The organism is Campylobacter pinnipediorum subsp. pinnipediorum (genome assembly GCF_002021925.1).
Classification (GTDB): Bacteria; Campylobacterota; Campylobacteria; order Campylobacterales; family Campylobacteraceae; genus Campylobacter_A; species Campylobacter_A pinnipediorum.
This window is the reverse complement of sequence record NZ_CP012546.1, coordinates 78,995-98,831: the sequence shown is the minus strand read 5'-3', so window position 1 is coordinate 98,831 and position 19,837 is coordinate 78,995. Positions and strand designations below refer to the sequence as shown.

The window sequence follows — 19,837 nt, the reverse complement described above, 5'->3', positions numbered from 1 at the left end:
TCCTATTTAAAGCTCTTTTTAAGTATAGTATCTATAAGACCATAATCTTTTGCCTCTGCGGCACTCATAAAATAATCACGCTCTGTATCTTTTACTACTTTTGAAAGTTTTTGACCAGTATTGTTTGCTAAAGTCGCATTTAAAATCTCTTTAAGTCTTAAAATTTCACGAGCTTGTATCTCTATATCAGTAGCCTGTCCTCTTGCACCACCAAGTGGTTGATGGATCATTATACGAGAGTTTGTAAGCGCATATCTTTTGCCTTTAGCTCCTGAACTAAGCAAAAAAGCTCCCATAGACGCAGCTTGACCTATACATATAGTGCAAACATCTGGCTTAATATAATTCATAGTATCATATATACTAAATCCGCTTGTAATAACTCCACCTGGAGAGTTTATATACAAATATATATCTTTTTCTGGATCTTCCGCTTCTAAAAATAAAAGCTGAGCTACGATAGAAGATGCCATACCATCTTCTATCTCACCGCTTAGCATTATTATCCTATCTTTTAAAAGGCGAGAATATATATCATAACTTCTCTCTCCTTTGCTTGTTCTTTCAACTACGACAGGAACGTAATAACTCATTATTCAGCCTTCTCTTTTTTAGCCGCTTTTTTGTCATCTTTGTTAAACATTTCGTTAAATAATTTTTCTTCTATCATAGACATTTTAATAGCTGGCAACACTCCTTGATTTTTATAAGCTTCAAGGTGTGATTTTGGATCTCTTCCGCTTCTATATGCTTCAAAGTAAACAGCTTGAACAACTTCTTGATCACTTACTGTAACATCTCTTACACGAGCAAGCTCATCTATGATAAATGTCAAACGAACACTATTTTCAGCATCTTTTCTAAATTCTTCACGCTTATTTTTTAAAGCATCTTGATCCTCTTTAAATTTGTTTATCTCGTCTTCAGTAAAACTTGACCAAGCGCCTCTAAATTGCATATCAAGTTCTTGTTCTACTATATTTTTAGGAACATCAAATTTAAACTTCTCAACAGCTGCTTCTGCAAATTTAGGTTTTAATTCTTCATTTACAAGAGTGAATAATTTTTCACTTCTGATTTGCTCTTTTATCTTCTCATCAAGCATATCTTCAGTTGGGTTTTCTTCATTTGGTAATATACTTTTTAATGTTTGCTCATCAATTTTTTCTGGTATTTTTCTCTCTTGGATTTCGTGTAGTTTTACCTTAAACACAGCAGGTTTTCCAGCTAAATTTGCAGCACCATACTCAGCAGGGAAAGTTACATTTACATCTTTTTCTTCTGAAACTTTTAAACCAACCATTCCATCTTCAAAACCAGGTATAAACTGACCAGAGCCTATCTCAAGAACATAGTCCTCAGCCTTTCCACCTTCAAAAGCTTCGCCATCAACAAAACCCTCAAAATCAAACTTAGCAAAATCACCTTGTTTTAAAGCTCTATCTTCGCTAACTTTTTCAAGTGGAGCAACCATTTTTAAAATTTCATTTTTCTTCTCTTCTATGTCTTTTTTCAAAACTCTTGGAGTAGAAAACTCAGGGATTATCTCCTCATAGCCACTAACATCTATGCTTGGTTTAAAAGATATAGTCATACTAACATCTATGCCTTTTTCGTTTTTATCAAACTTCTCAACCATAGGCTCACCTATAATATCGCTACTTTTTTTGCCAGCTTGTTTTATAGCCTCATCTAATATATCTTTTAAAGCGTCTTGCTCTGCATCGCTTGTTAATTCTTTTTCATATCTTTTAAGAACAACAGCAGTTGGAACATGTCCCTTTCTAAAACCATCTATTTTCATAGTCTTTGCAGCTTTTTTTGCTAATTTTTCAATATTAGCTTTTATTTGTGAATTTTCTATATTTGCGCTAATTTCAGTATTTACACTATCTATAGCTTTTACGGTAATCGCCATTTTATTCCTTTTTTAAATAAAAATTTAAGCAAGAATATACCAAACTTTTCCTTATTAATAGTATAAATTTTAAAATTTTATACATCTAAAAGGCATTTTTATATAGAATTTAATTTTATTTTTGGAGAAGTTAATGCAAGAAAGTTTTGAAAATTCTGTAAGAAATATGCTTACCATAATAGGCGAAGACATAAATCGTGAAGGTCTTATTAAAACCCCTGAACGAGTTTTTAAGTCTTTTAAAGATCTCACAAGTGGTTACAAAGAAGATCCAAAAGAGGTTTTAAACAATGCCCTATTTCAAAGTTCAAACAATGAAATGGTTTTGATAAAAGATATAGAGTTTTATAGCCTTTGCGAACATCATTTGTTACCTATAATAGGTCGTGTTCACGTAGCCTATATACCAAATGGAAAGGTCGTTGGGCTTTCAAAAATACCAAGAATGGTAAATATATATGCCAAAAGACTTCAAATTCAAGAGCAAATGACAGAACAAATAGCACAAGCTATAGCTGATGTTATCGAGCCAAAAGGGGTTGGGGTTGTGGTTCAAGCAAGGCATATGTGTATGGAAATGCGTGGGGTTCAAAAAATCAACTCAACGACAACAACATCTGCTCTTCGTGGCGCATTTATAAAAAATGCTGAGACTAGAAAAGAGTTTTTTTCTCTTATAAACTCACCTAAGGAATTTTCTTTTTGAGTTTAGAACGAATAAAACTTAAACTAAACGATAAAAAAATTTCACTAGCCAATGTATTTGGAGTGATAACAAAAATAACACCAACGACTATACAAATAAACGGGCTAAGACCTAGTATCGGAGATGTCGTTAAAATTTCAAGCAAAGACAAGAGCAAAACCGGACTTGGAATGGTTACACAAATAACATCAGATGGTGCTTTCATAAGTCCATTTGGTTTTGTTGAAGGATTTAGGGTTGGTGACTTTGTTTATCAAAGTGATCAGGGTATGAATATACCGGTTGGAAATGAGCTTTTAGGTCGTGTCGTGGATCCCTTTATGAGACCAATTGATGGAAAAGGTCCAATTCGCTCAAATGACTTAATGCCAATAATGAAAGCACCGATAGATGCAATGAAAAGAGGGCTTATAAATGAGCCTTTTAATGTTGGAATTAAAACGATAGATGGACTTCTTACTTGTGGCAAAGGTCAAAAACTTGGAATTTTTGCTGGTTCTGGTGTTGGAAAATCAACACTAATGAGTATGATAGTAAAAAATACCCAAGCCCCCATAAAAGTAGTAGCTTTAATAGGAGAAAGAGGAAGAGAGGTTCCTGAATTTATAGAAAAAAACCTAAAAGGGGATCTTACCGGAACTATAATAATAGTAGCAACATCTGATGATAGTGCCCTTATGAGAAAATATGGAGCATTTTGTGCTATGAGTGTTGCTGAATACTTCAAAGAACAAGGCAAAGATGTTTTGTTTATAATGGATAGTGTTACGAGATTTGCAATGGCTCAAAGAGAGATAGGTCTTGCACTTGGAGAACCGCCAACATCAAAAGGCTATCCACCATCATCTTTAATGCTGCTTCCGCAACTAATGGAAAGAGCCGGAAAAGAAGATGGAAAAGGAAGTATAACAGCATTTTTTACGGTTTTGGTAGAGGGTGATGATATGAGCGACCCGATAGCTGACCAAAGTCGTTCTATATTAGATGGGCATATAGTTTTAAGTAGAGAATTGACTGATTTTGGGATATATCCCCCTATAAACATACAAAACTCGGCTTCTAGGGTCATGAATGACGTAGTTAGCAAAGAACATAGACAAAATGCCATAACTTTTAAAAGACTATACTCTCTTTTAAAAGAAAATGAAGTATTGTTACGCATAGGAGCTTATCAAAAAGGCAATGACAAAGAGTTAGACATAGCAATAGCAAAAAAAACATTTATGAATGACTTTTTAAAACAGGGCGAGGATGAAAATTTTAGCTTCGAAGAGATACAAAAACTACTAAAAGATATAAACTTTTAAAAAATACCGCAATATAGCCAATTTAAAATAGCTTAACAAAAGTATATTTTTTATTTATCTTATATTATAAAAAAGTGTACTATACTTTCACCTTGTAAAAAACACTCAAGGAGAAAAAATGAAAAAAATGGTTAAAGCTTCTTTGCTTGCAGCTCTTTTAGCGAGCTTGTCATATGCTACTGATTACAAAGTTGATCCAGCTCACTCAAATGTTGGTTTTATGGTTAAACACCTTACAATTGCAAAAGTTTATGGTAGTTTCAAAAGCTATAATGCAGATGTAGATTATGATAAAGATGAGAAAGTATTAAAAACTTTAGATGTAACTTTAGATGTAAATTCAGTAGATACTCAAAATGAAAAAAGAGATGAGCATTTAAAAAGTGAAGATTTTTTCAAAACTAGCGAATTTAAAGATATGAAATTCAAAATGACAAAATTTGAAAAAGAAAGCGATACAGAAGGTAAAGTTATGGGTGATTTAACTATAAGAGACGTAACTAAACCAGTTGAACTTAAATTTGAACTTAGCGGTATAGCTAAAGATATGGATGGAAAAGAGAGAATAGGCTTTAGTCTTACTGGTGATGTTATGAGAAAAGATTTTAAAATCGGAGATAAATTCCCTGGTGCTATGGTTTCAGACAAAGTTCAACTTCAAATTGATGTAGAAGCTCAGGCAATGTAATTTTTTAGTTGTCTCTTTTTGAGACAACTATTTTTTATAACTCATACTTTAAAATTATTTTTCACTATATTTTTATACAAACTTTTTTAACCTCTGCAACAACCAAATGGAATTTGATCATAAAGATTTAAATATAAGATTTTGATGCACAAATTATCAATTTATTTTTAAATAGCGCTTTAAGACATTATATAAGACAAAGCCCAGAAATTTTATTACTAAAAACCTTTCTATATTTCATAAACTAGGTAACTAGATTTCAAGCTTTTAGTGTATTTAAAAATTTATAATTATGTTTTATCCTATTTGAAAACCACACTGCAAACACCTCGCCTATATTTTTTGCATTAATTATTTCAAATTTATATATAAAGATAAAAAATTATAGTAGATTTATTTCCCAAAAAGATTTGCTCTTTGGGAAATTTGTTTTATTTTTTACTAGCTTTTAGGTCGTGCATTTTCTTCCACTCATCCCAATTTTGTGCTGTTTTATGTTTTTGTTCTATAAGCATTTTACCAAGCTCATGATGGCCTACATATTTATGACATTCAGTACATTTCATCTCATTTTTTGTGCCTTTAAACTCAATATACTTTAAGTGCATTTTATTCACAACTCTTGTGATGTTTCCATCCTGAGATTTTAAAATATTATTATGACAATTCAAACAAGAACTATCGAAAGTATATTTTTCACGCACATATACTCTATTAGCTATCCAATCTTTTGCTTTCGGATCTTTAGTTAGTGTGGTTAAACCTTCGGAAATACCATTTTTTGCTTTTGTAAAGATGTAATTAACAAAAGAATCGTGAGGTAAATGGCAGTCAGTACATTTGGCGCCAACACCTTTTTGGTTTGATGGTCCATGAATTTTATCAGCTAAATTTGTTTGAGCTATAGCTCCATCCCATTCATGACAACTACCACAGAAAGGATAATCAGATGTAGCCTTTACAACCTCATATCCGCCAAAAAATATAGCAAACATAACAAGGGCAGTTATCACAACCGCTTTAATTACTGTATTTTTCATCTTAACCCCCTTCTTATTTTACTTCAAGCTTTTTCATGGAATCTTGCGTATGACAACGCAAGCACATATTAACAGTTGGCTTATGTGCTTTGTGGCATGTATCGCAATCAAGAGATTCATAATGAGGATTAGCATGTATATTATCATTATGGCCTAAATGTCCTGTGGCTTCGCCCAGCTTTTTGTAACTTCCATGGCATTCTAAACAGGAGCTATTCATAGCAGATGAATAATCTTTTTGATTTTTCTCTTTATGACAATCTTTGCAATCAAGACCCAATTTTTCATGTATTCCTTTTATAGGAAATGCATTTTTGCTAAAATCCGTAATAACCTTGCCATCTGAACTTCTTAAAACATCAACCAAACTATCTTTTGGATTTATTTCATTTCCACTTAAAAATAGAGCTATAAGCGAGATTAATAATATTATCTTTTTCATTATGCACCTCTTTTTTCGTTATATTTTTGTGCAAGTTTTGCACCAGCTCTTTTACCATAAACCAAACAATCAAGAACTGCATTTGAACCAAGCCTATTATATCCATGTCTACCACCAGTTAATTCACCACATGCATATAAATTTTTCACAATTTGCATATCATTGTTATAAACTTCACAATCTATTGTAGTTTTAATTCCACCCATACAATGATGAACTTTAGGCCCAGGTCTAGAAGCAAAGAAAGGAGCTTTTTCAACTTTTATATATTTTCCTTTATAAGGAGAGAAGTTGCGGTTAAATTCAGGGTCACGATAATCTTTATTTTTAGAAGCTTCATCTACAAAAGAATTATATCTCTTAAGCTGATTTAAAAATGGTTCTTTATTTATATGGTAGAACTCAATAAGCTCATCCATAGTATCAAATTGCTTTATAGCCCCTACACTTAATCCACGTTGAAAATCCTTTACATCTACAGTTTGAGTTCCTTCTATATCCATTATTAAAATTGGATGATTTGTCCCATTTTCATTCATAGCCCAAATAGCATCAGAACCCACTTTTCTATCCGCTATTTCGTTCACAAAACGAAGTCCTGTTTTTGGGTTTACCATGATTCCATAAGCATAACCACGAGTTATCCATCTATAAGCAAATCCAAAAAATGGCTCATCTGCAGATGTTACATGCATTCTTTGAATATATTGCATATCTATAAATTTTATATCATCAGATATTAATTTTTTAACAGTATAGGCAGTAGCACCTGAGTGATTTGTTGTTAAAACATCGGATCTTAAAGCAGGGTCAAATTTTTGTCTAAACATTATGTCAGCACCCCAACCACCGGTAGCTAAGATAAGACCACCATAAGTTCTATAGTATTTAACTTGACCGCTATGATTGTTTTCTTCTTCAAAACCTTTATCAAAGTTAAACTCATATTTTTCACGAACCTTTATACCTACAACTTCGTTTTTATCATTATAGATAATATCATCCATAATAACCCTAGTAGCTATTTGTCCACCAAGTTGTAATATTTTGTTTTGCAATGGTCTTGTAATATAACTTCCTGCGCCAGCAGAATGAGAACGAGGAACACTATGTCCACCACTTCTGCTAACCCATTTAAATTTAACACCATTATCAACCAACCAATTAAAGGTTGTTGGTCCTTCATAAACCATCTCTTTAACCAATGCTAAATCATTTAAATCATGACCACTTTTTAAAGTATCTTTTATTTGAGATTCAGGATTATCTTTAATACCATCTTTTTCTTGCATAAAAGTTCCAGCAACAGCCATAGAGCCGCCGCTATATGCAGAGTTTCCACCCAAATATTGCATTTTATCAATCATTATACAATTTGTTACGCCTCCATTAAGCAAAGAAAGCATTGCTGCACTTCCAGCAAATCCACTTCCAACAACAATAGCATCAAAGGTCTTATCCCAATGCTTGACATCATTAACAGAAATTTTACCAAAAGCCAAATCAGGCATCGCAAGTGTGGCCGAGCAACAGGCAAGAGTTTTTAATGTTCGCCTTTTTAATAGATCAATCATTTTGATCGCTCCTTATTATAATATTAAGTATTAAATATAATTTTTAATATAAAAATTATCTTAAAATCAAAACATCCTATATAAAATAAAATTAAAAAACAATAAAAAATTAATACATAAATCTAAATACAATATATTGTTTTTATTGAAATAGGAGCTAATTTAAATCATTATATAAATTTAATATTGAGATTATTAATTAAGTATTAAATTTAATTCCTTCGTTTTTAAATTTAAAAATAACATCATCTACCTTGCTTTTGTTCACACAAGCGCATAAATTTAAATCTACTTTTACATCAAAACCTGCTTTTTTAAAATCAATTGCAGTTTGTAAAACACAATATTCTAGTGCTATACCAACAATAAGAACATCATTATTTATAATATCAGACAAAAATACACTATCTTTATTTGTAGCTTTAAATGCAGAATATTGCTCTTTTAACATACCTTTAAAGAACATATTATCTGCATTTGGAGATTTTTGTGCTGGTAATTTTGTATAAAATTCATTATCCAAAGAAGCGCCAAAGCTTTCAGCTACACAATGAATGGGCCAAATACCCCCATTTTGGATAAAACTGCAATGATCAGACTCATGCCAATCTAAAGAATAATAGACATTTCCGTCAAAGTTTTTAATAAAATCTACTACTTTTTTCAGAATTTCCAAAGCATTTGGACAAGCAAGTGTTCCACTTATAAAATCATTTTGCATATCAACAACTAATAAATTCATATCAACTCCAAATTTAATAAAAAAATACTTTTTTATTATATAATAATATAAATTTCAAAAAATAGGTAAATTATTATGGATTATATAAAACTTTTAGAAGAAAATGGGCTTTTAACAAAGATAAAACAACCGGTAGACTTAGACCTTGAAATAGGACATATAAGCTATATTGAGGTTAAAAAAGAAGATAGCAAGGCTATTTTGTTTACAAATGTTATAGACAAAAATGGTAAAAAATATCCACCGGTTTTAACGAACATATATGGCTCAAAAAAAGCATTAGAGCTAATTTTTAAAAGACATCCTGATGATATAGCAGATGAAATTCAAGCTCTTTTAAAACCAAAAAAACCAAAAAATTTAATGCAAAAAATTGATTTTTTATCATATCTGTTTAGCATGAAAAAAGTTTTTACAAAGCAAATAGATAAAAATGCACAAGCTCAAGAAATAGTACACCTTAACGAAGATGTAAATTTACTTGACCTTCCAGCGCTAAAAACTTGGGAGCTTGATGGCGGAAGATTTATAACAATGGGGCAAGTTTATACCAAAAGCCTTAATGGAGAACTTTCAAACCTAGGCATGTATAGATTACAAATATATGATAAGAACAGGCTTGGTATGCATTGGCAGATACACAAAGATGGTGCAAATTTTTTTCACGAATACAAAAAAGCAGGCAAGAAAATGCCAGTTAGTGTAGCTATAGGCGGAGATCCTTTGTATATTTGGTGCGGTCAGGCGCCATTGCCTAAGGGTATTTTTGAGCTTTTATTGTATGGTTTTATAAGAAAAGAACCGGCAAAACTTGTAAAAAGCATAACAAATGATATTTTAGTACCTCACGATGCTGATTTTGTTATAGAGGGATTTGTAGATACGAGCAAGACTGAGCTTGAAGGTCCTTTTGGAGATCATACTGGCTTTTATACCCCGATAGAGCCTTTTCCGGTTATGGATGTAACTGCTATCACACAAAAAAAAGATCCTATATTTCATGCAACAGTTGTCGGGAAACCACCGCTTGAGGACAAATATATGGGTTGGGCTACAGAGAGAATTTTCTTACCGCTTTTAAAAACAACAGTGCCTGAACTAAATGATTATTATATGCCAGAAAATGGTGTTTTTCACAATCTAATCTTAGCAAAACTAAAAACCCTTTATCCAGGTCACGCCAAACAAGCAATGCATGCTTTTTGGGGTGTTGGACAGATGAGCTTTGTAAAACATGCTATTTTTGTTGATGAAAATGCGCCGGAACTACAAAATTTAGATGCGTTTAGTACCTATGTTCTAAATCGTTTTGGAGAAAAATCACTTCTTATATCAGAAGGGGTTTGCGACCAGCTAGATCACGCTTCGCCAAACTCTTGTTATGGCGGAAAACTAGGCATAGATGCCACAATGGATTTGTCCGATGATGGTATAAATACCATAAGCGATAATGAATTATTGGCTAAGTTTAAAGAAATTTCAAATGATATTTTAGAACTTAAACAATACAAAACAGATACAAAAAACCCAATATGTATAATAAAATTTGCAAAAAAAGAGCCAATAAAAGATCTCTTTGAAAAGTTATTAGAAATAAAAGATTATTTTAAAATTCTCATATTTGTTAATGAACAAAACAGGATAAATAACCCATACATGCTAACTTGGAGAGTAGTAAACAATATAGATGCTATCCGTGATATTTATATAAAAGATAGTAGATTTTGTGTAGATGCAACACCAAAAAATACACAAGATGGATACGAAAGAGAATGGCCAAAACAAACTGACTGTACTCGTGAAGTAGTTGATAGCCTTATAAAAAGGGGGATAGTCAAAGACAACCCTGATTTATTTGAAAAATTTGAAATTTTTGGTTAAAGGATGTTGATTCATATTTGTTGTTCTGTTGATAGTCATTATTTTTTACAAAAATTAAGAGCTGATTTGCCAGATGAGAATTTGGTTGGTTATTTTTATGACCCAAACATACATCCATATAGTGAGTTTTTACTAAGATTTGAAGATGTAAAACGCTCTTGTGATAAGCTTGGAATAAAGCTTATTTGTGGGGATTATGACTATGATAGTTGGTTACAAGGCACAAAAGGACTAGAAGATGAGCCAGAAAAAGGCAAAAGATGTAGTTATTGTTTTGATTTTAGGGTTGGAAATAGTGCAAAAAAAGCTACCGAAATAGGAGAAAAAACCATAACGACCACTCTTTTAATGAGTCCAAAAAAAGACTTTGAACAATTAACAAATTCTTTAAAAAAGGCTGTTGAAAACACACAGATAGAAATTTATGCAAAAGATTACCGCAAAAATGGTGGAACAAACAAACAATTTACATTAGCAAAAAAAGATAAATTATATCATCAAAATTATTGTGGCTGTATATTTGGACTTTCTAAACAAAGAGAGGCACAAAAGCTTCCACTTAGCGAACTTTGTAGCGAAATAAATGCAAGGATAATGCCCGGAAGCATAGAAGAGAGATTAGAACTTTATAAAAACGTAAGAGAGTGTGAAGAAAAAGGGATAATCTTTACTCTAAAAAGAAACTCTTTCTTAAACTACCGACTTCTTAGGGCATTTGTTAAGTTTGATGGCAAAACAATACCTAGTTATTTTATGCTTTATTCAAATTTTAAAAGAAATTTTATAAAGTTTAATTTACAAGAACAAGTAGATGAAAATACAAATTTGCGTGATGGAATCGTGCTTTTATCAATATCGAGATTTAACACTCTTTTTAATACAAATTTCAAAGACACAACACAACTTTGCAAAAACCCATTAAGCATAGAAAACGAGCTTAAAATAAGAGAAGAATTAAGCGGAACAATGAGCCTAAATCCGATAATAATACTAGATGATGTAAAACTTGGTAAATATGAAATTTATGCAAAAAATGAGTTATACCAAGATAGCAAAGAGATTTTAAAAATTTTAGACAACAAATAGTGCTTTTTATGCAGTACTATTTAATATTTTAAAACCTGAATCATAAAGCTGTGAATTCTTCCCAATGAATTTTTGATTTTGGTGTAGGCATTTTTGTTTTAAATGGAACTTTGTTTAAAGCCTTATCAGCCACACTTTGCTGATCTGGCTTAAAGTATGGTGCTTCTATGCCAAGGATAGATCTTTCAAGAGCTATAAAGGTATTTAAAATTTGAGCTATTGCTTTAAAAAATACTGATTTTTCGTGAGAGTAAAGTTTGTCACAAAGCTCATCTATAAAGCCATTTATAACACTAGAAAACAACTCGGTGCTTAAACTCAAATTTGTATCATTTGTTATCTCATCAATTATAAAAGTTTTCATTGCAAGGAATATAAATCCTACAAAATCTTCACTATCTTTACATTTTGAAAAGTCTCTATAATAAGCACTTTTTTTTAAAATTTCAATAACCCTAAGCCTAGCAGCACCATCATCTCTACCCTCTTCGTAAAAACTAGCACTTAATGGTATGTTTGTATAACTAAAATCAAATAAGACATCATTTTGCTCTTTTTTAAAAGAATCAAAGTCAAAAGTATTTAAAATTTGAAAGTTTTCGCTATCGCTTTGAGATAAAGGATTTTGCTGAATATAAGCTAGCTGTTCTTTCCAAATTGAAAATTTTCTATCATCTTCGTAGAAAAAAAACGGTGTTGCAAAAAACTCATAATAATAACTTCTAGCTCTTAACAAATCTATATTTTTATTCATAAAATCCCCCTTAAAATCAACCTATTAAAATTATATCATTATAATTTATAAGTCATTTTTAAAAATAAAATATAGTTGTGAATTTTAGATTTGTATAAAAAAATATCAGCAGAAAAACTACTGATATTTGATTTAGTTTGTATAAAATTTAATCTTTTCTTTTAGTGTGTTTTCAGGGATAAGTCCGATAAATTTTTCAACCATTTTTCCATTTTTGTCAAATATAAAACTTGCAGGAACACCCATAACTCCACCAACAGCCCTGCTAAAATAATCAACAGAAACCTTATCGCTAGTTGTTTTAAACTCTATATTGTGTTGTTTTAAAAGCTCGATATCTTTATCAAAACCCCTAGTGCCACCTAAAACACCGACAAATTGAATTTTATCGCCGAATTTTGAATTTAATTCGTTTAAAATAGGAATTTGAGCCTTGCAAACCCCGCAACTTGAACTAAAAAAGAATAAAAAGTATGGTTTATCTCCTATTTTCAAACGCCTATCGGTAGGAAAATATTCTGTTTTTATGCCTTGTGTGTCATTTAAGAGTATGTGATTTTTGCTATACTTGTCATTACAAGAGATAAAAAATACAGCAATAAATCCAACAAATAAATATTTTATATATTTTTTCATTTATTATTCTCAATCACACGTATTTTTTCTAATTTTCCGTGTCTTAAATATACGATTTTATCGCCATACTCTCCCAAATCAGGATTATGAGTTACAAGTAATATAGTTTTACCTTGTTCTTTAAGCTTGCAAAAAAGATCAAGTATCACTCTCTCATTTGCCTCATCAAGATTACCTGTTGGCTCATCGGCTATAAGTATCTCTGGGTCGTTTATCAAAGAACGAGCTATACACAAACGTTGTTGTTCCCCGCCACTTAACTGGCTAGGTAAGTGATCAAGCCTATGGCCAAGACCAACCATCTCTAAGGCTTTTATCGCATCATCTTTATCAACACTACTATGATAATGCTGTGCTATCATTACATTTTCAATAGCATTCAAATAAGGTATAAGATGAAATTGCTGAAAGATAAGACCTATCTTTTCACGCCTAAATTTCAAAGTATCATCAGGGCTTAGCTTGCTAGCGTCATCGCCACCTAAAATATAAAAACCGCTAGTTGGTGTATCCATCAAAGACAATATATTAACCAAAGTTGATTTACCAGAACCACTAGGCCCCATAACGCTAAGCCATTCGCCTCGCTTAACATCAAAACTTATATCATCAAGAGCTTTAACATCACCAAAATGTTTACACACACTTTTGAGTTCTAAAGCATTCATCTATTCTCCTCTTAAAATTTCAGCCATATTAGCGCCCAATGCTCTTCTTATAGGATAAAAAGATGCAATCGTAGCAAAAAGTAAGGATATAAAAACAGCGATAGGGATACTTAAAATCCTAAAATCTATACTAGAATCAAAAATAACAAAACCTAAAATTTGAGCCAAAATATATCCAAAAAATGCACCAAAAATTGAGCAAATAAAAGCTAAAGAAAAAATTTCTAAACTAAAAAGATTTAAAATATTTTTATTGCTAGCACCAAGCGCTCTCATCAAAGCTATCTCTTTTGACCTAGAAAGCATTATAGCCGATAATGTCGTATTTACACACATAGAAGTTATAAGCAAAATAACAAGCGAAACAAGTGCCATTAAAAGCTTAATCTTATCAAGTATCATACCCTCTGATTTTGAGACCTTAGCTACCGGTCTTGCAACAAATCCATCATTGCTTAATTTATTTGATAATGTTTGTATCTCGCCAAAAGAACCCAAAACAACAGCTTCGGCATAGTTTATCTTATTTTTCAAATTAGAAATTTCTTGTGCTAAGCCAAGAGATACTATAAGCAAAGTATCTTCTTTATCGCCACTAGCAACTATGCCTTTTATGCGAACCTTTGTTACTTTATTTGAACCGGTAGTTCTTATATCTATCAAGTCTCCTACCTTAAAACCTGTCTGCTTTGCCAAATCAACCCCGATTAGGGCATTTTTATCATCAAAATCAACATTAATCATAGAGCCTTCTCGTAGCTCTAAAAATGGTTTGATTTTTTTAAGTGAGCTAAAATTTACACCCATTATAATAGCATCAGTAGGTCCTATGTTTGACTGGGAAAACAGATAAGAGCCAAAACCTATGAGATTTTGCTTATTGATACTCTCTTTTGCTTTTTGTATCAAGCTTTCATCTATAAATTCATTTTTCGCCATATCCGCAGGAACAAAAACCATATTTGCACCATAAGTTTTTAACTCCCTTGAAACCTTAGAATCTATATCCAAATAAACATTTACAAAAGCTGCACACACACAAGCACCTATAAAGATACAAACAGCAATAACAGCTCCGCGAAGCGAACTATTTTTTAAGCTTTTATACACTAAGTTCATAATAAATTTATTATTTACGGTCATATAATACCTCCGCCGGAAGTAAATTTATCAAGCTTTTCATAGGGATTATAGAACCAATAATACTAACCAAAAGCGAGAAAAACACACTAAGTGGAATAATAATCAAAGCAAGCCCAATACCGTGTGAAAAAATAGTATAAGCAACAAAATAACTAACAACATAACCGATAAAAGAACCGACCAATCCAGCTATAAATGCAACAACCAAACTTTCACTTGTAAAAAGAGTATATATCGCAAAGTTACTAGCACCCAATGCTTTTAGTAACCCTATCTCTTTTTTTCTACGATAAATTTCACTAGTCATCAAAGATGTGATACCAATGGATGAAACAAAAAGAGCTATAATACTAACTATACCCATTAGGCTTTGTATCTTTTTTACTATGTGGCTTTCAGCATCACTTACTTGCAAACTAGGCTTTGCACTTACACCTGAAAAGTTCTCTTCTATTTGGTAAGCTATAGAGCTAACATAGGCAGAACAATACCATTTGTCATACTCCGCACTATCTAAATCATCTAAATTTTTTCTAGCTTTTAAAGATAAATCATTTTCTGGTATTGTCATAGCAGAAACTTCAGCTTTTTGAAATTTACCCATTTTATCAAAAAGTTTTTGTGCTAGTTTTAAAGAAACTATCAGCTTACCGCTTTCATCTCCGGCACCCTTTAAAATACCAACTACCTTAATATCATTGCCGTTAAAGTTTAAAACATCTCCAACCTTGATAGATAATTCTTGCGATAATTTCTCTCCAACCAAAGCCTCATCTAAGCTATCATCTTTTACCCAGTTTCCAACAACTCCCCAAAAGCCAAATAAACTTTTAGCACCTGTGCTAAACTCAGGCTCATCAGCAAGGCCAATATTTTTATCAAAATATGTTCCCATAATAGAAAAGTTTCTACCCTTGCTATCATTCATTTTACCTTCCAAAAAAGGAGAAAAAGCGACTATGTTATTTCTCCAAAATATCTCTTTTATCTTATATAGGTCTGATTCGTTTAAGAAATTTTGAGATTTTAAGGGTGTAAAGTTTCTACCTTCTATCTCTATACTAAGGCTCTCTCCTCTTGGTAAAACAACTATATTTGAACCATAAGATCTAAGCTCACTAGCGACCTCATCGCCTATTTTTAAAGTGATATTTAGCATACAAGCAATAAGAGTTGATGCCAAACACACAGTTACAAAAGCCATAAGCTTTTGAAGTTTTGAGCGAGTAAGCGAGTTTATAATCATAAGAAAATGTGTGTTTTTCATTTTAATGTCCCATTTGTATCTACAAATTTTTCAGGATTTGCTTCAAAAGTGGCTTGAGTTTTTTCATTTTCAAAAAAGTATGTATGCCCATAATACAAATATGATTTTGATGTTAGATTGCTAACTTCTTTTTTTGAAACCGGATCAAGAACCATTTTTTCAACCACTTTGCTAAAGTAGCCAGATCCATCAACAATGGTTTGTCTATCAACGGTAACATACTCACCATCAAACTCAAACTCCATAGGAACTGGGTTGCAACCACCTTGCTTGCCGACAGAAGGTAGAAATATCCTTACATTACAAGATATACATATAAGGTCATTGTCTTGTTTTATATAACCCATATCGCCACAAATCATACAAGCATCAAAGACTATGACAGGTGAAGCCCTATCAGCAAAACGATTAAGCAAGAAAAATCTAACCTCTTTACCTTCATCTGTTATATAAGCATATCTATGAAGCTTATTGTCGCTTAATTCTTTTACATCAAAAACAAATTTATCATTTTTTGGCTCTACATATGTAGGGTCTGATATTTGCGGTGGTTTTGAAGCATACAAATCATAATACAATACAAAACATAAAGATATAAAAATAATATAAAATGAATATTTGAAATTTGAAAATATAAAATTTCTTTGTGCTTTCAAAAAGCGATACTCTTTTGAACCAATCTCATCTTTACTATGTAGTTTTGGAGCTGATTTTAAAGCAAAAAGTGCGATAATAATAGACAAAGCAACATAAAAATAAATAGCAAAACTATTAAAATATATGCCTTTTGCAACCAACGACAAAAGCCAAGAGTGAGTAGCTACTATGCCTGCTCGCATCGATTCTAATAGTGCTTGAGATATCTTTTCTAACAATAAAACCACCACAACTAAAAATGATGCTGTTTTAACAATATGAGTACAAATTTTATCTTTTAAATTTGAGATTAAGAAAAAGATAAAGATAGAAAATAGCATACCAAGAAGCATCAAGAAAAAGCTTATTATAGACATTGTATCAAGCAGCTGAGAGTCAAATAGCGGAAAAAGAGAGCTATTTAAACTATAAGAAAAACCAAAACATAAGGATAATACACCAAATGTAAAAATTTTTACTGGCTTAAATTCAAAAAAAATACAAAAGCAAGATATTATTAAAAATAAAATAGCAATATAATCAAAAAATATCTTAACATAGCTATCAATTAAAAAATATCTAGCAAATTTAAAAATCAATATACCAAGTAAAACACCTATGATAGATGGTAAAAATATGATTTTAATAGATTTTGTTTTGTTACTTAAGGCAGCAAAAAAGACTAAACCAAAAAACGAAGATATAACATGAAAGAAATAAATTGACATAAAAGTCCTAACTATTTATTTGATGGATAAAAAGGGTGATTAGCACCCTTTAAAAATTATTTTACAGGACCGCCTGTCCATTTGAAGTTATAAGTTACATCAAAAGCTTCAAACCATTTACCAACACCTGTTTCTTTATCAGCATGTCTTCCAAAACCTTGTTTTTCTGGGTTGTCAATATGGAATTTCAACTCATAGTTGCCTATGCCAGCATCCATTTTTAGGTTTGCACCATAGTGAGGACCATCAGAAGCAACCATAGGCATAAAAGTTCCTTTTTTCATTTTGCCATTATCAAGATTTTTTAGCTCATAAGCAATTTTTAGATATGGCATCCACTCGCCTTCACCAAAACCATTTTTATTTCCTTTGATAGCATGTATATCAGCTTCTAGGTGTATATCAGCTTGACTAGGAGCCAAATCCATACCTTTTGGTTCCATATCAACTGGTTGTAGATAAACAGCAGCTATCTCCATTCCATTGATTTCTACAGGCTCACCTATAGGAAACTCACCAGCCATGCTCAAAGTGCCAAAAAGACCTACTGCTAATGCAGAACTTAAAAACTTGTTCATTTTTTCTCCTTGTTTAAAGTTTTTTATTGTATTTGTTTTTTCTTCATAATAAAAATTCCAAATACCAATGATAAAATCATAATAATCTGTGGAATCAAAGTCTCATAATAAGCATAAAATCCAAGCCATGTGTTAAAGAATGGTGGAAAATGCAATCCATCTATTATTGTAGGAACAAAAATCTTTCCTTCTACAAGTTCCATTATACCCTTACCTACAAAAACTATAGACATATAAAAAATAATTGCTGATGTAAATATAAAGAAAGGTTTGATAGGAATTTTTACAGCAAATATTTTAAATACAAAATATACTACCAATAATATAACAAGACCTACAACAAATCCACTACCAATCATTGCAAGAGCTGGAGCACTATCTTTAGCATCAAATATCAAAGCTTGATAAAACAATACTGTTTCAGCACCCTCTCTAAATACAGCCAAAAATACAGTCCACCAAAGCGCCATAATAGAGTTAGAAGTTAATGACTGGGTAATATTGCTTTGTATATAAGCACTCCATTTTTTAGCTCCGGCATTTGAAAGTAACCAAAATCCGACATAAAATAAAAATCCGACAGCTACAAGCATTGTTATGCCCTCAAAAAGCTCTCTTTTTTGTCCAGCAGCTTGAGCAAATATCAAGTTCATAGCATACGCCATAACGAAGCTTAAAACAACAGCTGTTATTATAGAGCTATATACGATTTTATTCATTTTTGTTGCATTGCCGGTTTTTAGCAGATAACTAACAACAGCAGCAACTATAATAAGTGCCTCAAATCCCTCTCTAAGTATAATAGTCAAAGACCAAACAAATAATGTCCAAGGCGAGCTTTGAGTGCTGGTTAATTCCAAAGCCTCTTTTAGCTGAGAATCAAGCTTAGTTAAAGCTTCTTGGATAGATTCTTTATTTGCTCCTGATTTCATCAAAGATACAACAGAACCAAAACTAGCTTCTATCGTAGTTTTAAGATTTACATTTATAGCACCTATTTTATTTTCCATACCGCTTGCTTCAAAATCATCAAAGTATATATCCTGAGCATCGCCCATTGCACCATCAATTTCACCTTTTAAGTATCTATCAAGTGCTTGTTGCATTTTTGTGTTAATGCTTACTACAACGCTTGTAAAATCAGTTCCATTACCTTCATCGCTAAAATCATCAGGTAGTTTAACATCAGCTATTTTTGTAGCTTCAGCAGGTAGTTTTGATATAGCACTGTGAGTTAGGCTTATAATATGATCTATTTTTGTATCAAAATCATCTTTTGTGATTGAATTTTTTGTTCCAACTATAGCTTCATTCATCTTTCTTTGTATATCGCCATCTAAGCTTTGCCCTTTATCAGCATATTTTCTGATAGCTTCTTCTAGTTTTGTATTTCTATAATAGACAAATTTAGCATCTTCAACGGCTTTTTTAGCCTCTTCTTTTTTGTCATCTTGATAGTTTTGTTTTGCTAACTCCAAGCTATTTTTAATGTTTTCAAAAACAAATTTCCACTCAGGTGCAAAATTTTGCGAATCAAGCTCAGCTACACCAACTTCATTGCTAGGTGTATCAGAATACTCGCCAACTAGCCTGTGTCCATTTAAAATTATAGGCAAAACCTCATCGAGTTCTTTGCTTAGTTGATCAACCCTACTTTGAATTTGAGCGACAGTTTCGCCTTTTTTAATAGCTTTTCTTATATCTCCAAATTGCTTTTCCATAAGATAGGCTTTCTTAGCAGAAAGATTTATCCTAATAGCCCCTTCTATATCTTCAAAAAGACCAAAATAAGCATTTTGAACATCTGTTTTAGCTTTATCAACATTACCAGCTTCATACTCTTTTATAACAACATTTAAAGCATCTTTGATATCTTGAGTAGTTTTTGCAAAATCATCACTTTTAGCAGTTAAAATCAAAGGAGCAAATAGCAAAAATAAAAATACAATAATTTTTTTCATAATAATTTTCCATGTTTAATCAAATATAAGATATAACTTTACTACATTTTAACTTTAATAAAAATAAAAACGGTTATCAAAA

At 31.7% G+C, this 19,837-nt stretch carries 19 protein-coding genes; 5 read left to right on the top strand and 14 right to left on the bottom strand.

What is annotated here, in order from left to right:
• Positions 1-2: 2 nt before the first annotated feature.
• Together clpP and tig are read right to left on the bottom strand one after the other, a co-directional pair.
• Positions 3-593 (bottom strand): ATP-dependent Clp endopeptidase proteolytic subunit ClpP, encoded by a 591-nt coding sequence (gene clpP / locus CPIN17260_RS00445; protein WP_078415130.1) that lies wholly within the window; start codon positions 591-593, stop codon positions 3-5.
• Entirely contained in the window at positions 593-1,918 is a 1,326-nt protein-coding gene (gene tig / locus CPIN17260_RS00440) for a trigger factor (protein ID WP_078415129.1), read from the bottom strand. Before tig ends, clpP begins: the two co-directional genes overlap by 1 nt.
• Positions 1,919-2,051: 133 nt before the next feature.
• Here tig and folE point away from each other — a divergent pair, with 133 nt between their 5' ends.
• The 3 genes from folE to CPIN17260_RS00425 all read left to right on the top strand — a co-directional run bounded on the left by folE (position 2,052) and on the right by CPIN17260_RS00425 (position 4,619).
• Complete coding sequence (gene folE / locus CPIN17260_RS00435) at positions 2,052-2,624, top strand: GTP cyclohydrolase I FolE (RefSeq protein ID WP_069633100.1); 573 nt, start codon at positions 2,052-2,054, stop codon at positions 2,622-2,624.
• On the top strand, positions 2,621-3,931 hold the full coding sequence (fliI, locus tag CPIN17260_RS00430; protein ID WP_069633101.1) for a flagellar protein export ATPase FliI: 1,311 nt from the start codon (positions 2,621-2,623) through the stop codon (positions 3,929-3,931). Before folE ends, fliI begins: the two co-directional genes overlap by 4 nt.
• A 118-nt stretch (positions 3,932-4,049) precedes the next feature.
• On the top strand, positions 4,050-4,619 hold the full coding sequence (locus CPIN17260_RS00425) for a YceI family protein (RefSeq protein ID WP_078405774.1): 570 nt from the start codon (positions 4,050-4,052) through the stop codon (positions 4,617-4,619).
• A 431-nt stretch (positions 4,620-5,050) separates the two neighbouring features.
• On the opposite strand, the gene CPIN17260_RS00420 is transcribed toward CPIN17260_RS00425, so the two are convergent.
• The 4 genes from CPIN17260_RS00420 to CPIN17260_RS00405 form a co-directional block, all read right to left on the bottom strand.
• The gene (locus CPIN17260_RS00420; RefSeq protein ID WP_069637825.1) at positions 5,051-5,659 is read right to left on the bottom strand and encodes a cytochrome c3 family protein; all 609 of its coding nucleotides are present in this window, start codon (positions 5,657-5,659) and stop codon (positions 5,051-5,053) included.
• 13 nt (positions 5,660-5,672) lie between these two features.
• Positions 5,673-6,101: a cytochrome c3 family protein gene (locus tag CPIN17260_RS00415; protein WP_069637138.1), complete on the bottom strand. Its 429-nt coding sequence runs from the start codon at positions 6,099-6,101 to the stop codon at positions 5,673-5,675.
• Positions 6,101-7,675: a flavocytochrome c gene (locus CPIN17260_RS00410; RefSeq protein WP_069633105.1), complete on the bottom strand. Its 1,575-nt coding sequence runs from the start codon at positions 7,673-7,675 to the stop codon at positions 6,101-6,103. The genes CPIN17260_RS00415 and CPIN17260_RS00410 overlap by 1 nt, the downstream gene beginning before the upstream one ends.
• A 199-nt stretch (positions 7,676-7,874) precedes the next feature.
• Positions 7,875-8,417: an isochorismatase family protein gene (locus CPIN17260_RS00405; protein WP_069637827.1), complete on the bottom strand. Its 543-nt coding sequence runs from the start codon at positions 8,415-8,417 to the stop codon at positions 7,875-7,877.
• A gap of 75 nt (positions 8,418-8,492) precedes the next feature.
• Between CPIN17260_RS00405 and CPIN17260_RS00400 the strand changes: the two genes are divergently transcribed.
• Together CPIN17260_RS00400 and CPIN17260_RS00395 are read left to right on the top strand one after the other, a co-directional pair.
• On the top strand, positions 8,493-10,298 hold the full coding sequence (locus CPIN17260_RS00400; RefSeq protein WP_069637135.1) for a menaquinone biosynthesis decarboxylase: 1,806 nt from the start codon (positions 8,493-8,495) through the stop codon (positions 10,296-10,298).
• Between the two features lie 3 nt (positions 10,299-10,301).
• A complete protein-coding gene (locus tag CPIN17260_RS00395) occupies positions 10,302-11,384 on the top strand; it encodes an epoxyqueuosine reductase QueH (RefSeq protein ID WP_069637134.1) in 1,083 nt (360 codons plus the stop codon).
• Between the two features lie 40 nt (positions 11,385-11,424).
• Here CPIN17260_RS00395 and CPIN17260_RS00390 read toward each other — a convergent pair whose 3' ends face one another.
• The 8 genes from CPIN17260_RS00390 to CPIN17260_RS00355 all read right to left on the bottom strand — a co-directional run bounded on the left by CPIN17260_RS00390 (position 11,425) and on the right by CPIN17260_RS00355 (position 19,755).
• Complete coding sequence (locus tag CPIN17260_RS00390; protein WP_069633109.1) at positions 11,425-12,138, bottom strand: TorD/DmsD family molecular chaperone; 714 nt, start codon at positions 12,136-12,138, stop codon at positions 11,425-11,427.
• A 132-nt stretch (positions 12,139-12,270) separates the two neighbouring features.
• A complete protein-coding gene (locus CPIN17260_RS00385; RefSeq protein ID WP_069633110.1) occupies positions 12,271-12,774 on the bottom strand; it encodes a TlpA family protein disulfide reductase in 504 nt (167 codons plus the stop codon).
• Positions 12,771-13,442: an ABC transporter ATP-binding protein gene (locus CPIN17260_RS00380; RefSeq protein ID WP_069633111.1), complete on the bottom strand. Its 672-nt coding sequence runs from the start codon at positions 13,440-13,442 to the stop codon at positions 12,771-12,773. Before CPIN17260_RS00380 ends, CPIN17260_RS00385 begins: the two co-directional genes overlap by 4 nt.
• Positions 13,443-14,585 (bottom strand): ABC transporter permease, encoded by a 1,143-nt coding sequence (locus CPIN17260_RS00375; RefSeq protein ID WP_069633112.1) that lies wholly within the window; start codon positions 14,583-14,585, stop codon positions 13,443-13,445.
• The gene (locus CPIN17260_RS00370; protein WP_069637143.1) at positions 14,572-15,852 is read right to left on the bottom strand and encodes an ABC transporter permease; all 1,281 of its coding nucleotides are present in this window, start codon (positions 15,850-15,852) and stop codon (positions 14,572-14,574) included. The genes CPIN17260_RS00375 and CPIN17260_RS00370 overlap by 14 nt, the downstream gene beginning before the upstream one ends.
• Positions 15,849-17,216: a Fe-S-containing protein gene (locus CPIN17260_RS00365; RefSeq protein ID WP_078440392.1), complete on the bottom strand. Its 1,368-nt coding sequence runs from the start codon at positions 17,214-17,216 to the stop codon at positions 15,849-15,851. Before CPIN17260_RS00365 ends, CPIN17260_RS00370 begins: the two co-directional genes overlap by 4 nt.
• Positions 17,217-17,272: 56 nt before the next feature.
• Positions 17,273-17,794, bottom strand: a complete 522-nt coding sequence (locus tag CPIN17260_RS00360; RefSeq protein WP_069633115.1) for an iron transporter — start codon at positions 17,792-17,794, stop codon at positions 17,273-17,275.
• Between the two features lie 23 nt (positions 17,795-17,817).
• Positions 17,818-19,755 carry an FTR1 family iron permease gene (locus CPIN17260_RS00355; protein ID WP_078440391.1) on the bottom strand — a complete coding sequence of 646 codons (1,938 nt, stop codon included), beginning with the start codon at positions 19,753-19,755 and terminating at the stop codon, positions 17,818-17,820.
• Between the last annotated feature and the right edge of the window lie 82 nt (positions 19,756-19,837).

What these genes read in the sequence shown, in the direction of transcription:
- clpP (WP_078415130.1), bottom strand. Translation starts at nt 593, where the DNA reads ATGAGTTATTACGTTCCTGTCGTAGTTGAAAGAACAAGCAAAGGAGAG.
- tig (WP_078415129.1), bottom strand. Translation starts at nt 1,918, where the DNA reads ATGGCGATTACCGTAAAAGCTATAGATAGTGTAAATACTGAAATTAGC.
- folE (WP_069633100.1), top strand. Translation starts at nt 2,052, where the DNA reads ATGCAAGAAAGTTTTGAAAATTCTGTAAGAAATATGCTTACCATAATA.
- CPIN17260_RS00425 (WP_078405774.1), top strand. Translation starts at nt 4,050, where the DNA reads ATGAAAAAAATGGTTAAAGCTTCTTTGCTTGCAGCTCTTTTAGCGAGC.
- CPIN17260_RS00420 (WP_069637825.1), bottom strand. Translation starts at nt 5,659, where the DNA reads ATGAAAAATACAGTAATTAAAGCGGTTGTGATAACTGCCCTTGTTATG.
- CPIN17260_RS00415 (WP_069637138.1), bottom strand. Translation starts at nt 6,101, where the DNA reads ATGAAAAAGATAATATTATTAATCTCGCTTATAGCTCTATTTTTAAGT.
- CPIN17260_RS00410 (WP_069633105.1), bottom strand. Translation starts at nt 7,675, where the DNA reads ATGATTGATCTATTAAAAAGGCGAACATTAAAAACTCTTGCCTGTTGC.
- CPIN17260_RS00405 (WP_069637827.1), bottom strand. Translation starts at nt 8,417, where the DNA reads ATGAATTTATTAGTTGTTGATATGCAAAATGATTTTATAAGTGGAACA.
- CPIN17260_RS00400 (WP_069637135.1), top strand. Translation starts at nt 8,493, where the DNA reads ATGGATTATATAAAACTTTTAGAAGAAAATGGGCTTTTAACAAAGATA.
- CPIN17260_RS00395 (WP_069637134.1), top strand. Translation starts at nt 10,302, where the DNA reads ATGTTGATTCATATTTGTTGTTCTGTTGATAGTCATTATTTTTTACAA.
- CPIN17260_RS00390 (WP_069633109.1), bottom strand. Translation starts at nt 12,138, where the DNA reads ATGAATAAAAATATAGATTTGTTAAGAGCTAGAAGTTATTATTATGAG.
- CPIN17260_RS00385 (WP_069633110.1), bottom strand. Translation starts at nt 12,774, where the DNA reads ATGAAAAAATATATAAAATATTTATTTGTTGGATTTATTGCTGTATTT.
- CPIN17260_RS00380 (WP_069633111.1), bottom strand. Translation starts at nt 13,442, where the DNA reads ATGAATGCTTTAGAACTCAAAAGTGTGTGTAAACATTTTGGTGATGTT.
- CPIN17260_RS00375 (WP_069633112.1), bottom strand. Translation starts at nt 14,585, where the DNA reads ATGACCGTAAATAATAAATTTATTATGAACTTAGTGTATAAAAGCTTA.
- CPIN17260_RS00370 (WP_069637143.1), bottom strand. Translation starts at nt 15,852, where the DNA reads ATGAAAAACACACATTTTCTTATGATTATAAACTCGCTTACTCGCTCA.
- CPIN17260_RS00365 (WP_078440392.1), bottom strand. Translation starts at nt 17,216, where the DNA reads ATGTCAATTTATTTCTTTCATGTTATATCTTCGTTTTTTGGTTTAGTC.
- CPIN17260_RS00360 (WP_069633115.1), bottom strand. Translation starts at nt 17,794, where the DNA reads ATGAACAAGTTTTTAAGTTCTGCATTAGCAGTAGGTCTTTTTGGCACT.
- CPIN17260_RS00355 (WP_078440391.1), bottom strand. Translation starts at nt 19,755, where the DNA reads ATGAAAAAAATTATTGTATTTTTATTTTTGCTATTTGCTCCTTTGATT.